Origin of the sequence: Loktanella agnita, from assembly GCF_046640325.1 — a bacterium.
In the GTDB taxonomy this organism is placed as follows: domain Bacteria; phylum Pseudomonadota; class Alphaproteobacteria; order Rhodobacterales; family Rhodobacteraceae; genus Yoonia; species Yoonia agnita.
Genome location: NZ_JBJMBF010000007.1, coordinates 207,444 through 222,479, shown reverse-complemented (window position 1 = coordinate 222,479; position 15,036 = coordinate 207,444). Strand labels below are relative to the sequence as shown.

Here is a 15,036-nt window from a genome sequence, read left to right as displayed (position 1 = left end):
GGCGCTGAACATGGCCATCGCATTCAGGACACCGCCCAAGGGCTGCATTCACCACACGGATCGCGGCAGCCAATACTGTTCTCACGACTATCAGAAGATCCTGCGCCAACATAGGTTTAAGGTGTCGATGTCTGGGAAGGGCAATTGTTATGACAATGCAGCAGTCGAGACCTTCTTCAAAACCATCAAGGCCGAGCTAATCTGGCGGCGATCATGGGAAACACGGCGGCAAGCTGAGATGGCGATCTTCGAATACATAAACGGCTTCTACAATCCGCGCCGTCGCCACTCAGCTCTGGGCTGGAAAAGCCCTGTCGCCTTCGAACGAAAGGTGGCTTAAACGAGCATCTGGGGCGGCACTAAAGCGTGACAGGTCCAGATGAACCAAATTCTCTCTTAGTCTAAGCCGACATTGGACCCAAAACCTCTGACGACGGACAATCTGTATAAAGAAAGCACGCGATCAGTATTGTCTGAAAGAAAAGCATCGCCGTCATCTAAACAGCGGGGGCTCCGCCGATTTTGACACTATGCGGCAACGCCTTGCTGATTATAGGCATACACCTACCGTATCATTGTACTGATCTGCCTATCCGCAGGTCGGGGCGAGCCCATTGTTCAGAGTGGGAAAAGGGGTCCATAGCGCACACGATGTTGGGTGTGGTCCACACTTACCCCCATAGCGGCCAGTTACCAATGACTGTACAGGTCCAGCCATTGCTGTACGGCTGAGAGACGTGCTTTGGCGATGGGTACCTCGGTTCCATCGCTAAGCCTGAGCACCTGCCGCCCGTCGGATTTTGAAAGGCGGGGCTCAGCGACGGCGCTGACCCACCATGATCGGTGAGGCTGGACCCCGTCAGACTCAACCGTCTGTTCTATGGCATCGCTTAGTCGGGCGCGCAGCACGAGTGTATCGTTGCTTAACGTGACCTGCAGATAATGTTCCTGTGACAGAATATGCTGGATTTTCGCGACTGGAAAGCGCCGGTCACCGATGGTCACGATGCCTGATAGACCGGTCGCGACAGGCTCTTCCTCGCCCGGGACTGGCGCGATCACGAACATGACGAAACGCAAAAACATCGCTTCGATGATCAGGATCGCCGCAAGAATATTGAAGAATAGCGGGTAAATACCATTGTGGTAGGCTCCACCCGTAAAGTGGTCAATCACAGTCTGCATGATTATGTAAACCAGCAAAAGAACCACCGCGGAATTCAGTGGTGCGTAGATTGGGTAAGGTCCAAACTTGGTCATCAGGAATGAATGCAAGCAGAGACTTAGAAATATCGCGGTGAGATAGCATAACGCAGATGCGGCCCACACCGTCATGCCGGCCACCGGGCCAAGTGTGTCGCGCAGATAGTTTGGGTCCGTTATGAAAAGTAGAAACACGCCCAGCACGAGAAAAACCAAGCCCTGTGGGGTGGTTAGCATTTTCACGTATCGTGAAATACCCAACGTAAACTTCATGCCAAACATGTCATACATGGGCACTTCGTGACATAGGGCTTTTGGAATGTACGTTGTTCGTGTCAAGAACTGACCTAGTTAAGAGTTTCGATTATGCGTGGCCGGGAAGCATCGCATAGTCTGGTGACGGTGAAAAATCGGCTGTATAAGTCACGGGTGAGGAAGCAGTGTTGGTTTCCTTTTAGCAAGTATTTCCTTGCCCGACACAATCAAAGCGCTTGCAAGATGTTGCAAGCGCTTTTTCTTTTTCAGCCGATGCAAATTGGTGGCTTGACCCCGACGGTATCCGCTCTTAAAAGCGCCGAAGTTCCGCAAGGAACATGCAGATGCGCGGTTGTAGCTCAGCTGGTTAGAGTACCGGCCTGTCACGCCGGGGGTCGCGGGTTCGAGCCCCGTCAACCGCGCCACTGTATTTTTCTGAAAGTTAAAGAATATGTTTTTCACAGCTGTGCTGCGGCTTGGTGTGTTCGGGATTCCTTAGGGGTACGTCCCGGCTATACGGACGGGCAGGGCGCTTTTTGTACTGCATTTTCTATCGAACTCTGCGCTTTGGGATAGAGGTGCCCAAGAAAGATGCGGCGCGGGCACGATTAGCCGTTGACGAGGGTGCAAACCCGGACTATCCCGCCCAACACGCGCGGTTGTAGCTCAGCTGGTTAGAGTACCGGCCTGTCACGCCGGGGGTCGCGGGTTCGAGCCCCGTCAACCGCGCCACTTACCTTTCTTATATAAATGATGCTGCACTGTTTGCGCCTGATAGCAAACAAGCGGTTTGCTGTTTTTCAGATGTCGCGCTGCTGCTGACCATTGGGATAGAATGGCCCGCTGTGGATGCCAGACCGGCATCGTCGGCGCGACCGCCTGATGTGGAACGGTCGCCCGCCAGTCTTGTTGTGCCTTTGCAGGTCGCATGCAATGCGACACCCGAAAGGTAACAGTCATGACAATAGCCACTGACAACCCAGAGACCGCCGCCGCGCACAGCACAGCTGCGGGCAAGACAGCATCGCTTTACCGTATGGATATGCCGGGGCATCTGTGCCCATTCGGTCTGAAATCACGCGCCTTATTGCGCCTGAAAGGCTATGAAATTGATGATAACTTGCTGACCTCTCGTGAAGAGGTCGATGCGTTTGTGGCAAAGCACGACGTAAAGACGACGCCGCAGACCTTCATTAACGGCAAGCGCATCGGCGGTTTTGAAGCGTTGAAAACGCATTTTGGTTATACTGTGCGACAGGAGGGCGAGACCAGCTACCAGCCGGTTATTGCGATCTACGCCGCCGCGGCGCTGATTGCCTTGGCGGTGTTGGTGAATTTTGCGGCTAGCCACGGGCTGTTTGCGGGTCTGAAAATCATGTTTGCCATGTCGATGGTTCTGCTGGCCGTGCAAAAACTGCGCGATGTGGACGGCTTTGTGAACAGCTTTCTGGGCTACGACCTGTTGGCGCGCCGCTGGGTGCCCTACGGCTATGCCTACCCGTTTCTAGAGCTTTACGCAGGTGTGGGCATGCTGGCTCTGATCGGGCAGGGCAGTGCGCTGATCTGGCTTGTCGCCCCTGTGGCGCTTATGATCGGGGCCATCGGCGCGATCAGCGTAATCAAGGCTGTCTATATCGAGAAGCGCGCATTGACCTGCGCCTGTGTCGGCGGCGGGTCACAGGTGCCGTTGGGATTTGTGTCGCTGACAGAAAACCTCGTCATGGTTGGCATGGCACTTTGGATGCTTGGCGCGTTCCTGACGGGATAAAGCTGCGGCCCCAAAAAAACCGGGCCCGCGCGGGCCCGGTCTGGTTACGGTCATGTAGAATTAAGCGAAAGAACCGCCACCAAATCCTTGGCCGTCTTCATTCGCCGCCAAGGGGTCCGACCGCGTTTCTTCTTCGTCTTCTGAGCCGCCGCTGCCACCACCACCATAGCCCGATCCATCATCGGACTCGGCCGCATCAAGCGCTGTCGTGCCGCGCGAAGACGCCGTGTCGGTATCTTCGGTCTGCTCACTCGGGAGCACACCGCCGCCATAGCCTTCGCCATCTGTGGTCTCTGCCGCGCCAGTAGTTTGAGCGGCAGGTTGCGCCGAAGCAACTTGGAACCCTTGCCCGTAGTCACCACCACCTTGGCCGGGCGATCTTGGTGCCGGGATATCGACACCTGCGACTGACAATGTTTCCGCAGCAAAATCGCCGCCGCCGAAGCCGTCATCATCCGTGTCACTGTCCAGGATCATCGCCAAAGCGTCCCCGCTTGCCGGTGGTGCGACGGGCGCGGAATCACCTTCAAGCGCAAGCTCGAAATCAACCAGCCGCAAACCTTTGCGCGACAGTTCTTGCCACTTCTCCACAAAGCTGGGCCATGATGCGTTCACCCACAGGTAATAGCTATCATTGCCCGGACGCCAGATGCCCGAGTACCGCCATACGCCATTGATATTCGTACGCACAATCTTGGTAAGGCGCAGGTTCTGGCGGGCAAGCTGCTGCCATTTGGTGATAAAACTCGACCAAGTTGCGTTGACCCAAAGATAATGCGCACCGGTACCTTGCCGCCAAACACCAGTATAACGATAGTCATTGCCGATTTTGCGGATTTCGATATCGACCAGTCGCATATTCAGCGCCGACAATTGCTGCCACTTGCTGACAAAGCTGGACCAGCTGGCATTGACCCAGAGGTAATACGGGTCACGTCCACCACGCCAGACACCGGAATACCGTTGCTGGCCGCCGATCTCTTTGATTTCGATGTCAATCAGCCGCAAACCTTGCTGCGCCAGCTGCTGCCATTTGCCGACAAAACTGGACCATGTGGCGTTGACCCAAAGGTAGTAGGGATCGTTGCCCTGCCGCCAGACACCGGAATAGACATAGCCTGACCCTCGCTTGGAGATTTCAAAATCTGTTAGCCGCAGCCCCTTCGGCGCGAGCTGTTTCCACTTGGCAAGAAAGTTAGACCAAGATGCATTGACCCACAGATAATGTTTGTCGTTCCCGGCCCGCCAGACGCCTGTGTAACGGTCGCGCGGTTTGATGACGCGGTTCAGCATCTGCTTAAGGTCTGGACGGCGTCCAATCCGCTGCGATCTGGGACGGCCCGGCGCGTCAGTTTGCGGGGTGCCGGTGCTGCGCAGCAGGCTGATCGCGCTGAGCGGGCTGAGCATCGGCTGGCCATTTGACCGCAGCGCGCCGTTCACGCAGGCCAATGCACCCGTTATGATCGGCGATGCACTGGATGTGCCGCTGAATTTATCCGTGTACCAGCGGTTTTGGTTGCCGCCCTGCAGGTCGCCATAGCCGGTTGTCGTCACCTCGCGTCCCCAGCCTTGGCAGTCGAGACGGGCACCGTAGTTGGAAAAACCAAGCCGCGACCGGTCCGGACCATGGTTGCGCCCATGGGTCCCCGGAGGTGGCGCGCCAGCGCCCACCACAACAGCGCGTGAGCTTTGGTTCGCCGGGTTAAACGGGTTGCGCCAACTGGCCGGAAAGCCAGGACCGGGGATGTCATAAAGCGCATCATCGAAATTCTCGGCACCGTTCCCGGCGGCTTCAACCACCACGATCCCTTTATTTGTCGCATAGCGGATCGCGGCAAAATCATCCGGCCACCATTCAACCGCGATATAGCCTTTCTGGTCACTGCGTCCCTTGAATTTGTGACGCGGGCCGGCGCGGTGAATTTCCAGTAGCATGATATCGCCAGCCTTGAGGTTGTCAGCGGCCTTGCGGATCGCGGTTGCGGTCGGCATTGAAAACGCCACTGCACCTGTGCGGCAATTCGGTGCAATCCCTGTAACGCCAAAACCGTTCGCATCGCCACGGATTTCGCCCAGCACGGCGGTGCCGTGATTGGTGCTGCTGCTGTTGGTACCCGCGATTAGCTTGGCGGTCAGATCTTCATGGGTAAACTGCCAGCCCCATTCAAGGTCAATCACGTTGATCCCGTTGCCGCGCCCGCCGGGGAATTTCCAAGCGTAATAGGCATCGACGCCTGCTGGTGCGGGATTGAGGTAGATTTGCCGCGCCTGATAATTTGGCGTAACGGCGGGCGCATCGCTTGCATCCGGAGACATGTCGTTGAGTGGGGCAAGATCTGGTTCAGCCTTTGCTTCGGCCTCGGCCAGGGCGGGGACCTCTGCGGGAGGTTTTACATAAGCCGCCTGCACGCCGGGTTGCTGTTCTAGCTGATCGCGGAGTTTATCAAGCTGCTTGTCCGCGGCGGTGACGTGGTAATAGGTTGTGTCGCTTTCATCAGAAAGCGCAGCACCGCCTTCTGTGCTGCGTGTATCTGCATCGAAAAGCGGCTCCATCGTCGCACCCGCACTTGCCAGAAGATCAGCGATCGGGCTCGTCGGCTCTTCCGCTAGTGACCGTGCACCGCGCGGGGCGGTGTCCATCATGACAATCAGTTCACGCGGCGATTGAAGATCTTCGGGCTTATCGGAAGAGGAGTGTGGGGACTTGGCCATGAGATTTTTCCTTTTCAATCAAAGACAAAAAAGCTGCGCCGTCCACGCCCGGGCGAGCGTGGCCTGCAAATATCCGTTACCCAAATTGTCGTGTATTAGCGCAATCCAATCATAACACGAATCACGCCAAAATTTGAGTCACGGTTAGCTGTCTTCTGGAAAAATCCGACTGCCCGGTCTTTATGACGTCAGCGCCGCCAGAATGCGTGCCCAGCTTCGGGTGCCTTTGTGAAAGCTCTCAAGGTCATATTTTTCATTGGGCGAATGGATCTGGTCATCATCCTTGCCAAAGCCGATCAGCATGGCATCCATCCCCAAGATGTCCTTGAAATAGCCTGCAATCGGGATCGACCCGCCGCAACCAACATAGGCGGCCGCATTGGGCCATTCATCTGACAGGGCCTGCCGCGCCTGATCAAAGGCGGGATCGGTCGTTGCCATCTGTCCGGCGGGACCTGCGCCGTGATCTTTGAATGCCACCGTGCAATCGGGCGGCAGCATGTCCTGCACCAGCTTACGAAAATTTTCGCGGATTTTCAGCGGGTCCTGCTGACCGACAAGACGGAAACTGATCTTGGCATGAGCCTCTGACGGCAGGACTGTCTTGAAGCCCTCGCCGGTATAGCCTGACCAGATCCCGTTGACCTCGCAGGTGGGGCGCGACCAGAGCATTTCCAACGGGCGGCGGCCTTTTTCACCGGCGGGGTCGGACAGCCCGACCTCTCCCAGAAACGCCTTTTCGTCGAACTTCAGGTCGTCCCATGCGGCGGCAAGCTCATTCGACAGCTCTGGCACACCATCATAGAAGTCAGGAATGGTGATCCGCCCATCCGCGTCGTGCAGGGATGCGATGATGCTGGTCAACACCCGCGCAGGGTTCATCGCCAGGCCGCCATACATGCCCGAATGCAGGTCTTTGCTGGGGCCGGTGATGGTCAGCTCTTCGCCCAGAAGCCCGCGCAGCTGGGTGATGATGGCCGGGGTGCTGTCACCATAAAGCCCGGTATCGCAGATCAGGGCGATATCGGCGGTCAGCTCTGCGGCGTTCTCTTTCATGAAGGGGATCAGCGAGGGCGAACCTGATTCCTCTTCGCCTTCAAAAAAGATCGAGATATTGCCGGGCAGGGTGCCATGCACCTCTTTCCAGGCGCGGCAAGCCTCAACAAAGGTCATCAACTGGCCCTTGTCATCAGAGGATCCGCGCCCGCGAATGACCTTGCCCTTGGCGGTGTCCTCGATCTGCGGGTCAAACGGATCACGATCCCAAAGCTCCAACGGATCAACCGGCTGCACATCATAATGGCCGTAAAACATCAGATGCGGGCCTTCGCCGCCGGTATGGGCGACAACCATTGGATGGCCCGGGGTGGGGCGTTTTGACGCGGTGAAGCCGATGGATTGCAAATCCTTCACCAGCCAGTCGGCGGCCCGATCACAGTCGGGTTTATAGGCCGGATCGGTCGAGATCGACGGAATGCGCAGCAGCTCCAACAGACGGTCGGTGGCCTGCGGCAGGTCAGCGTCGATGCAGGCGAGTACGGGGTCAAGTGACATGAAATGTGCCTTTGGTTTGGTCGATTGGGGCCAAACTGGCAGGATTGGCGGCAGGGTCAATGGGGGCATGACACGCGCCGCGCCGTGGCGTGCATGCTTGCTTCGCGCCTGCCGCGGATGATTTCGGCGCAGTGGCGAAAGGTGAAAGACACACGGTCCGTGCGCCATTGCGGCCCCGCACACACGCCAAGGGTTGCGCGATTTTCAGAGATAGGGATAATGAATCAAAGTAAGTTGTCGGAAATTTGAGCACTGTTTGATTTAGATCAGTTTTTTTCAATGTGGTTACGCTAAGACGGGGCGACAGTTTGTAGCGTATTGCTCCTGCAGGATACGCCCTATATGAGGCTTAGAACGATTCAAAGACCGCTATTGCTGGCGCTTTGTAGCGAATAAGAAGGATGTATCAGTGGATTACGACACCCAACTGGACACAGCGATTGACCGTCTGCATGAGGAAGGTCGCTATCGAACCTTTATCGATATCGAGCGGAAGCGCGGTCAATATCCGCACGCCACATGGACGCAGGAAGACGGTTCCGAGCAACCAATCACTGTCTGGTGTGGTAATGACTACCTTGGTATGGGCCAGCATCCGGTGGTTCTGGCCGCCATGCACGAAGCGATTGATGCAACCGGCGCCGGGTCGGGTGGAACACGTAATATTTCCGGGACAACGGTCTATCACAAGCAGCTGGAAGCAGAGCTTGCGGATCTACACCGCAAAGAATCAGCACTGCTGTTTACCAGCGCTTATATCGCCAATGATGCGACGCTCAGCACATTGCCAAAACTTTTTCCCGGTCTGATCATCTATTCTGACGCGCTAAATCACGCCTCGATGATCGAAGGCGTACGCCGCAACGGTGGCGCAAAACGCATCTTTCGCCACAATGATCTGGACCACTTGCGCGAACTGCTTGCGGCGGATGATCCGGCGGCTCCAAAGCTGATCGCATTTGAATCGATCTATTCGATGGATGGCGATTTCGCCCCGATCGCAGCGATCTGTGATATGGCCGATGAATTCGGCGCGCTGACCTATATCGACGAGGTACATGCCGTGGGTATGTATGGTCCGCGTGGCGGCGGTGTGGCTGAACGCGACGGGCTGATGGGCCGGATTGACATTATCAATGGAACGCTGGCCAAAGCTTATGGCGTGATGGGCGGCTATATCGCGGCGTCCGCAAAAATGTGTGATGCGATAAGGTCTTATGCGCCGGGTTTCATCTTTACGACTTCGCTTCCACCTGCTGTGGCGGCCGGTGCTGCGGCCAGTGTCGCGCATTTGAAGACAGATCAAACGCTGCGCGAACAGCATCAGACGCAGGCCAAGATTCTGAAACTGCGGCTCAAGGGCATGGGCCTGCCGATCATTGATCACGGCACCCATATTGTGCCGCTGATCGTGGGCGATCCCAAACACACAAAGAAACTGTCCGATATGCTGTTGTCGGAATTTGGCATCTATGTGCAGCCGATCAATTTCCCGACCGTGCCCCGTGGCACGGAACGACTGCGCTTTACCCCGTCGCCGGTGCATGGCCCGCGCGAAATGGATGCGTTGGTGCGCGCTTTGGACGGTCTTTGGTCACATTGTGCGCTAAATCGTGCCGAACTCGCCGGTTAACTGTTTTTCAATATATGCATGTCACCTGTGGATATGTTATTGGAGTCAAAGGCGTTCAGGCATCTTTGATTCGAAGTGTCACGGAGGCTTAGGGGCAGTAGACGACGGGACAGTCGATGATCGGGAAGACCTTCAAGCGCGAGCACGCGGCGGAGGACGTTAAAGCTAAAGGCTTTGACGACTTCGAATTGCGACTTGGTGATCTGATGCGCGGTGAGCGTGCCACCATGGGTAAAAGTCTGCTGGACGTGCAGCGCGAGCTCAAGATCAAAGCATCCTACATCGCCGCAATCGAAAACGCTGATCCTTCGTCATTCGAGACGCCCGGCTTTATCGCCGGTTACGTGCGCTCTTACGCCCGCTACCTGAATATGGATCCTGACGTTGCGTTTGATGCTTTCTGTGCGGAAAGCGGCTTTGCGACGGCCCACGGAATGTCGGCCGAGGCGTCATCGCTCAAGGGCAAATCCGCAGAACCTTTGTCCACACCGCTGGGCAAGGATATTTTTTCCGCGTCGGCCACACCCTTCATTCCGGCGGGAGAAGCGGTTTTGTCGCAGATCGAACCGCGCGCCATCGGATCGCTGATGGTGCTGGTCGCGCTGATCGGCGGGTTGGGTTATGGTGGCTGGACCGTGTTGCAAGAAGTACAGCGCGTGCAATTCGCACCGGTCGAGCAGACCCCGGTTGTCGTGACCGACGTCGATCCGCTGGCCGGGGCTGGCAGCAACACATTGGCAAGCGATGCGCTTGCTGGATACGATGCCCCCTCACGCGAAGCATTGGACCGGCTGTATCGCCCGCAAGCGCTGGACGTGCCGGTGCTGGTCGCACGTGATGCGCCGATTTCGACTCTGAACCCACATGCAATCGGCGCCCTCATCCCGGATGAGCAGTTCGAGCCACCGATCCGCGTGGCCGTCGACGAGGTTGCGGAACCCGCAGCAACTGCTGCCACCGTGCAGGTTGTCGAAGATGAAGTGCCCGAAGTGCAGCTTGTGGCGGTACGCCCGGCTTGGGTCCGCGTCCGCTCTGCCGATGGTACGGTGATCTATGAAGGCGTGATGGAACCGGGCCAAAACTTTGTCGTCCCCGCCACCGAAGAGCCCGCCACCTTGCGAGTCGGCGAAAGCGGCGCGATGTATTTCGCGGTCAATGGCACCCATTACGGCCCGGTCGGTAATCGCGGGATTGTGACATCAAATGTGCAACTGACCCCCGAAAGCCTGACACAAAGCTACGCCTTGGCTGATCTGAGCGCCGATCAGGATCTGGCTGAAATCGTCAATGTTGCCGAAGTGGTCGCGGACGAATAATCGCACTCCGCTGTGCTTGCTGCCCGGTGGATTGCTGCTTAGGTTAGCGGCGATACCTGTCTAGCTGAAAGCGGTCTCGATGTCCCTCAACCATATCCGTCCATGGCGCAATATTTATCGTCGGAAATCCCGCCAGATCATGGTTGGCGCTGTGCCTGTCGGCGGTGATGCCCCGATTTCCGTGCAGACGATGACCAACACGCTGACCACGGATGTGAAGGCGACAATCGCGCAGGTGAATGCGGCGACCGAGGCTGGGGCGGATATCGTCCGGATTTCTGTCCCGGATGAGGCGTCGAGCCGTGCGCTGAAAGAGATCGTGCCCGAGGTGTCGGTGCCGATCGTGGCGGATATTCATTTCCACTATAAACGCGGGATCGAAGCCGCCGAGGCTGGGGCGGCCTGTTTGCGCATCAATCCCGGCAATATCGGCGATGAAAAGCGCGTGCGCGAGGTCATCAAAGCGGCGCGTGATCATCAATGTTCAATCCGGATCGGGGTGAATGCTGGTTCTTTGGAGCGGCATTTGCTGGACAAATACGGCGAGCCGACACCTGACGCGATGGTTGAAAGCGGGATGGATCATATCAAAATCCTGCAGGACAATGATTTCCACGAGTTCAAGATCAGTTGCAAAGCCTCTGATGTGTTCATGGCGGCTGCCGCCTATCAGCAACTGGCCGAGATCACAGACGCGCCGATCCATCTGGGCATCACCGAGGCGGGGGGGCTGACCTCTGGCACGATCAAATCGGCCATTGGGCTTGGCAACCTGCTTTGGATGGGGATTGGCGACACGATCCGTGTCAGCCTGTCCGCCGATCCGGTCGAAGAGGTGAAGGTCGGCTATGAAATCCTGAAATCACTGGGCTTACGTCATCGCGGGGTGAATATCATTTCCTGCCCCTCCTGTGCCCGGCAGGGGTTTGACGTGATCAAGACAGTGGAAATTCTGGAGAAACGGCTGGAGCATATCAAGACGCCCATGTCCCTGTCGATCATCGGCTGTGTGGTGAATGGTCCGGGTGAGGCGCTGATGACAGATGTGGGTTTCACCGGGGGCGGGGCCGGGTCAGGTATGGTCTATCTGGCGGGTAAGCAAAGCCACAAGATGGATAATGCCCGGATGATTGAGCATATCGTCGAAGAGGTTGAAAAGAAAGCGGCAGCACTGGACGCGCAGACGGATGTTGCTGCGGAGTAGGGTGGATCAAGATCCACCTTACGGTGCGGCATCTGTTCCCAACATTGAACTTCCGTAAGGTGGGTTTTAACCCACCTGCGATCAATCGTCGCGCAGTGACGCGACGATCTGTTCCATATCCGCAAGCGGGACATAGCCGCGCAACATCTGGTCGTCGATGATGAAGGTTGGCGTGCCACTGATCTGAAGCTGTTGCGCTAATGCGCGGTTGGCATTGATCACATCTGTGACAGCCTCATCGCCCATTTTTGCAAAGATCGCCTGCGTCTCCAGACCCAATGTGTCGCTCAGCCGTGTCAGGCTTTGTGTATTGATGTCACCCCGGAATTCCATCAGCGTGTCATGCACTTGTTTATAGGTTTCATCACCCATCACGATTTGGGTGGCGACAGCAAATTGTGCAGCAATCACCGATTGCTCGCCCAGGATCGGAAGCTCCTTGACGATGAAGCGGATATTACCGTCCTGCGACACCAGGCTTTCAACCTCGGGGAAGGCGCGTTTGCAATATCCACAACTGTAATCCAGAAATTCGACGATGGTGATATCGCCATCCGGATTGCCGCCGACAAAAGAATAACCGTCATTGAACAGCGCGTCAGTCGCGGCCTGCGCCATGGCTGTGTCAGCGGCGGCCTGTTCTGCCTGCTCTCGTGCCTGTAAAACGCCAATTGCCTCGCGGATGATGGTGGGGTTTTCAAGGATATAGGCCCGCACCTCTGCCCCGAAAGCGGTGCGTTCAGCCTCTGTCATGGCGTCGAGGTCAAGCGCGGCGGCCGGTGTTCCCAATGCGATCACAGCGGGTAAAACGTGGCGGAGGGTCATGAGCGGGCTCCTATCAGCTACGCGCTCTCTCAGACCATATCCGCGCAGTCTTGCCAAGGTGCATTGACGTCACAGCCCGGTGAGGGGCAAACAGGGCGCAACAAGAAACGAGGCAGCAGATGCGACAATCAGACCGGGGTGATGTCGACCCGTTTATCGTGATGGATGTGATGGAGGCCGCCCGTAAGGCCGAGGCTGCGGGTCGTCATATCATTCATATGGAAGTGGGGCAGCCGGGCACTGGTGCACCTGCTGCCGCCCGCGCGAAACTGGCAGAAACGCTGGCCGACCCTCTGGGCTATACCGTCGGTTTAGGCCTGCCGACGCTGCGCGCCAAGATCGCACAGCATTATGGTGCATGGTATAATGTCGATCTCGATCCCGCGCGCGTGGTTGTGACCAGCGGCGCGTCTGGGGCGTTTCTGTTGGCGTTTTCTGCGCTATTCGACAATGGCGAACGGGTCGGGCTGGGGACACCGTGCTACCCATCGTATCGCCAAATCCTGAAGGCGGTCGGCCTGAACCCGGTGGATGTTCCAACAACGCTGGCGCATCGCTTTCAACCGCGTCCCGCCGATGTCGCGGGTCATGATCTGGACGGGCTGATTGTGGCCTCGCCCGCCAACCCCACGGGGACAATGCTGGATGCTGATGCATTAGGCGCGTTGGCGCAGGCCTGCGCGGCCAAAGATGCGGCCTTCGTTTCGGATGAAATCTATCACGGCATTGACTACGATACGCAGCCGGTATCGGCCTTACAGGTCACGGATGACGTTTATGTGGTCAATTCCTTTTCCAAGTATTTTTCGATGACAGGCTGGCGTGTTGGCTGGATGGTGGTGCCGCAGGATCATGTCCGCCGGGTGGAACGGTTGGCCCAGAATATGTTCATCTGTGCACCGCATGCGTCGCAATTGCTTGCCCTGCACGCAATGGGCTGCACCGAAGAGCTGGAGGCGAACAAAGCGGTTTACGCCGCCAATCGTGCGCTGATGATCGATGGGCTGCGCGCGGCGGGGCTGACCCGTTTTGCCCCGCCTGATGGCGCGTTTTACGTTTATGTGGATGTGTCTGACTTCACCGATGACAGCCTTGCCTTTGCTGATGAGATATTGGCCGAGGCGGGTGTTGCGGTCACGCCGGGGCTGGATTTTGATGCGGCGCGCGGGCGACATTGGCTGCGGTTTTCCTATGCCCGCGCCACGTCAGATATCCGCGAGGGGCTGGACCGTCTGGCCCGCTTCATGCAGGCGCGCCGGGCGTGATCCGTTTGGTTCTTGCATTTGTATTGGCCGCCTCTGGTGTCTGGGCCGAGGTGCGTGTTGATCCTGCGCGCAGTGTTATTCGTGATGGCTGGTGGTCGTTGCGGGTGGAACTGGGGTTGAGCGATATTGTTCCTTATCGCGTTTTTACATTGGATCAGCCGCGCCGGTTGGTGCTAGATTTTGAAGGGTTGGATTGGGCAAATATCGCCCCGGATCAGATGTTGGAGCCGGGCCGTGCCACGGGCTTGCGTTTCGGCGCGCTGCGTCCGGGATGGTCGCGCATGGTGGTTGATCTGGACGCGCCGCTGGCGGTCACGCAGGCGGGGATGTTCAGCAGCGATGCGGGCGCTGATCTGACTGTCGTGCTGGAAAGGGTCTCTGCCGCGGAATTTGCGGCCAAGGCCGGGCCGCCACCGGATGCGGGTGGGGCGGGGTTGGTCAGTCAGGTGCCAGATATCGCACCTGCGGATGATACCTTTGTCGTGGTGCTTGATCCCGGCCATGGCGGCATTGATCCCGGCGCAAACCGTGACGGCGTGCAAGAGGCCGAGATCATGCTGGATCTGGCGCAGGAGATTGCTGCCGCTTTGGCCCAGACGGGCATCCGGGTGGAGCTGACCCGCGATACCGATAATTTTGTACCGCTCAGCGCGCGGTTAACCACTGCGCGGGCAGCAGGGGCTGATCTGTTTATTTCGCTTCACGCTGACGCGCTGGACAAGGATCTGGCGCAGGGCGCGTCGGTTTATACGCTGGCGCGTGATGGCGGGGATCGTGCGGCGCGGCGTTTGGTGGAACGGCATGAGCGGGGCGATTTGTTGGCCGGTGTCGATCTGGAAGGGACCGAAGACCGGGTCGCCAATGTGTTGTTGGATATGGCGCGGGCGAAGACCGGACCGGCGGGGCAGCGCTTTGCCAGTGATCTGGTGCAACAGATGCGTGATCGTGGCGTGCGTTTAAACGCGCGTCCTTTGCGACAGGGGCGTTTTGTTGTGCTGGGGGCAGCGGATTTTCCGGCTGTGCTGATCGAAGCTGGTTTTTTGTCGAATGCACAGGACCGCGCGACATTATCTACGCCCCAAGGGCGTGGTCCGCTTGTGGCGGCTGTGGCGGGGGCGATCAGGGCGCTTGCGGCGCAGGATGCGCCCTGACGGTACAGAGTGACTGCTTAATGCGATCTTGATGCACCGTGCGCGTTATCTGCGGGGCTTTTGTCCGCTTCAGGAAGAACTTCAGGTAACATAATGATCTAGAAGGAAAATTCACGTTTTCCCGGCGTCGGAAACCGGTCGGATTTGCGT

General features: G+C 57.5%; 11 protein-coding genes and 2 tRNA genes. 9 read left to right on the top strand and 4 right to left on the bottom strand.

Annotation, left to right across the window (positions count from 1 at the left end; translation table 11 throughout):
• Window positions 1–340 (top strand): IS3 family transposase (locus ACJ5NV_RS10390; protein ID WP_411643605.1); only part of this gene is annotated, 340 nt, incomplete at its 5' end.
• Between the two features lie 350 nt (window positions 341–690).
• On the opposite strand, the gene ACJ5NV_RS10385 is transcribed toward ACJ5NV_RS10390, so the two are convergent.
• A complete protein-coding gene (locus ACJ5NV_RS10385; RefSeq protein WP_411643604.1) occupies window positions 691–1,494 on the bottom strand; it encodes a LytTR family DNA-binding domain-containing protein in 804 nt (267 codons plus the stop codon).
• Window positions 1,495–1,806: 312 nt separating this feature from the next.
• Between ACJ5NV_RS10385 and ACJ5NV_RS10380 the strand changes: the two genes are divergently transcribed.
• From ACJ5NV_RS10380 to ACJ5NV_RS10370, 3 genes are all read left to right on the top strand, one after another.
• A tRNA-Asp gene (locus ACJ5NV_RS10380) sits at window positions 1,807–1,883 on the top strand.
• 230 nt (window positions 1,884–2,113) lie between these two features.
• Window positions 2,114–2,190, top strand: a tRNA-Asp gene (locus ACJ5NV_RS10375).
• A 226-nt stretch (window positions 2,191–2,416) separates the two neighbouring features.
• Complete coding sequence (locus ACJ5NV_RS10370; RefSeq protein WP_411643603.1) at window positions 2,417–3,226, top strand: MauE/DoxX family redox-associated membrane protein; 810 nt, start codon at window positions 2,417–2,419, stop codon at window positions 3,224–3,226.
• Between the two features lie 60 nt (window positions 3,227–3,286).
• Here the strand turns inward: ACJ5NV_RS10370 and ACJ5NV_RS10365 are convergent, their stop codons facing one another.
• Window positions 3,287–5,938, bottom strand: a complete 2,652-nt coding sequence (locus ACJ5NV_RS10365; RefSeq protein WP_411643602.1) for a S8 family peptidase — start codon at window positions 5,936–5,938, stop codon at window positions 3,287–3,289.
• A gap of 180 nt (window positions 5,939–6,118) precedes the next feature.
• Window positions 6,119–7,492 carry a M20/M25/M40 family metallo-hydrolase gene (locus tag ACJ5NV_RS10360; protein WP_411643601.1) on the bottom strand — a complete coding sequence of 458 codons (1,374 nt, stop codon included), beginning with the start codon at window positions 7,490–7,492 and terminating at the stop codon, window positions 6,119–6,121.
• Between the two features lie 409 nt (window positions 7,493–7,901).
• Here ACJ5NV_RS10360 and hemA point away from each other — a divergent pair, with 409 nt between their 5' ends.
• The 3 genes from hemA to ispG all read left to right on the top strand — a co-directional run bounded on the left by hemA (window position 7,902) and on the right by ispG (window position 11,645).
• The gene (gene hemA, locus ACJ5NV_RS10355; protein WP_411643600.1) at window positions 7,902–9,125 is read left to right on the top strand and encodes a 5-aminolevulinate synthase; all 1,224 of its coding nucleotides are present in this window, start codon (window positions 7,902–7,904) and stop codon (window positions 9,123–9,125) included.
• A gap of 116 nt (window positions 9,126–9,241) precedes the next feature.
• The gene (locus ACJ5NV_RS10350) at window positions 9,242–10,441 is read left to right on the top strand and encodes a helix-turn-helix domain-containing protein (protein WP_411643599.1); all 1,200 of its coding nucleotides are present in this window, start codon (window positions 9,242–9,244) and stop codon (window positions 10,439–10,441) included.
• Window positions 10,442–10,520: 79 nt separating this feature from the next.
• A complete protein-coding gene (gene ispG / locus ACJ5NV_RS10345) occupies window positions 10,521–11,645 on the top strand; it encodes a flavodoxin-dependent (E)-4-hydroxy-3-methylbut-2-enyl-diphosphate synthase (protein WP_411643598.1) in 1,125 nt (374 codons plus the stop codon).
• Window positions 11,646–11,726: 81 nt separating this feature from the next.
• On the opposite strand, the gene ACJ5NV_RS10340 is transcribed toward ispG, so the two are convergent.
• Complete coding sequence (locus ACJ5NV_RS10340; RefSeq protein ID WP_411643597.1) at window positions 11,727–12,470, bottom strand: DsbA family protein; 744 nt, start codon at window positions 12,468–12,470, stop codon at window positions 11,727–11,729.
• Between the two features lie 119 nt (window positions 12,471–12,589).
• Between ACJ5NV_RS10340 and ACJ5NV_RS10335 the strand changes: the two genes are divergently transcribed.
• Both ACJ5NV_RS10335 and ACJ5NV_RS10330 read left to right on the top strand, forming a co-directional pair.
• Window positions 12,590–13,735 carry a pyridoxal phosphate-dependent aminotransferase gene (locus ACJ5NV_RS10335; protein ID WP_411643596.1) on the top strand — a complete coding sequence of 382 codons (1,146 nt, stop codon included), beginning with the start codon at window positions 12,590–12,592 and terminating at the stop codon, window positions 13,733–13,735.
• Window positions 13,732–14,886 (top strand): N-acetylmuramoyl-L-alanine amidase, encoded by a 1,155-nt coding sequence (locus ACJ5NV_RS10330; protein ID WP_411643595.1) that lies wholly within the window; start codon window positions 13,732–13,734, stop codon window positions 14,884–14,886. The genes ACJ5NV_RS10335 and ACJ5NV_RS10330 overlap by 4 nt, the downstream gene beginning before the upstream one ends.
• Window positions 14,887–15,036: the final 150 nt, after the last annotated feature.

What these genes read in the sequence shown, in the direction of transcription:
- ACJ5NV_RS10340 (WP_411643597.1), bottom strand. Translation starts at nt 12,470, where the DNA reads ATGACCCTCCGCCACGTTTTACCCGCTGTGATCGCATTGGGAACACCG.
- ACJ5NV_RS10350 (WP_411643599.1), top strand. Translation starts at nt 9,242, where the DNA reads ATGATCGGGAAGACCTTCAAGCGCGAGCACGCGGCGGAGGACGTTAAA.
- ispG (WP_411643598.1), top strand. Translation starts at nt 10,521, where the DNA reads ATGTCCCTCAACCATATCCGTCCATGGCGCAATATTTATCGTCGGAAA.
- ACJ5NV_RS10385 (WP_411643604.1), bottom strand. Translation starts at nt 1,494, where the DNA reads ATGTATGACATGTTTGGCATGAAGTTTACGTTGGGTATTTCACGATAC.
- ACJ5NV_RS10370 (WP_411643603.1), top strand. Translation starts at nt 2,417, where the DNA reads ATGACAATAGCCACTGACAACCCAGAGACCGCCGCCGCGCACAGCACA.
- ACJ5NV_RS10365 (WP_411643602.1), bottom strand. Translation starts at nt 5,938, where the DNA reads ATGGCCAAGTCCCCACACTCCTCTTCCGATAAGCCCGAAGATCTTCAA.
- ACJ5NV_RS10335 (WP_411643596.1), top strand. Translation starts at nt 12,590, where the DNA reads ATGCGACAATCAGACCGGGGTGATGTCGACCCGTTTATCGTGATGGAT.
- ACJ5NV_RS10360 (WP_411643601.1), bottom strand. Translation starts at nt 7,492, where the DNA reads ATGTCACTTGACCCCGTACTCGCCTGCATCGACGCTGACCTGCCGCAG.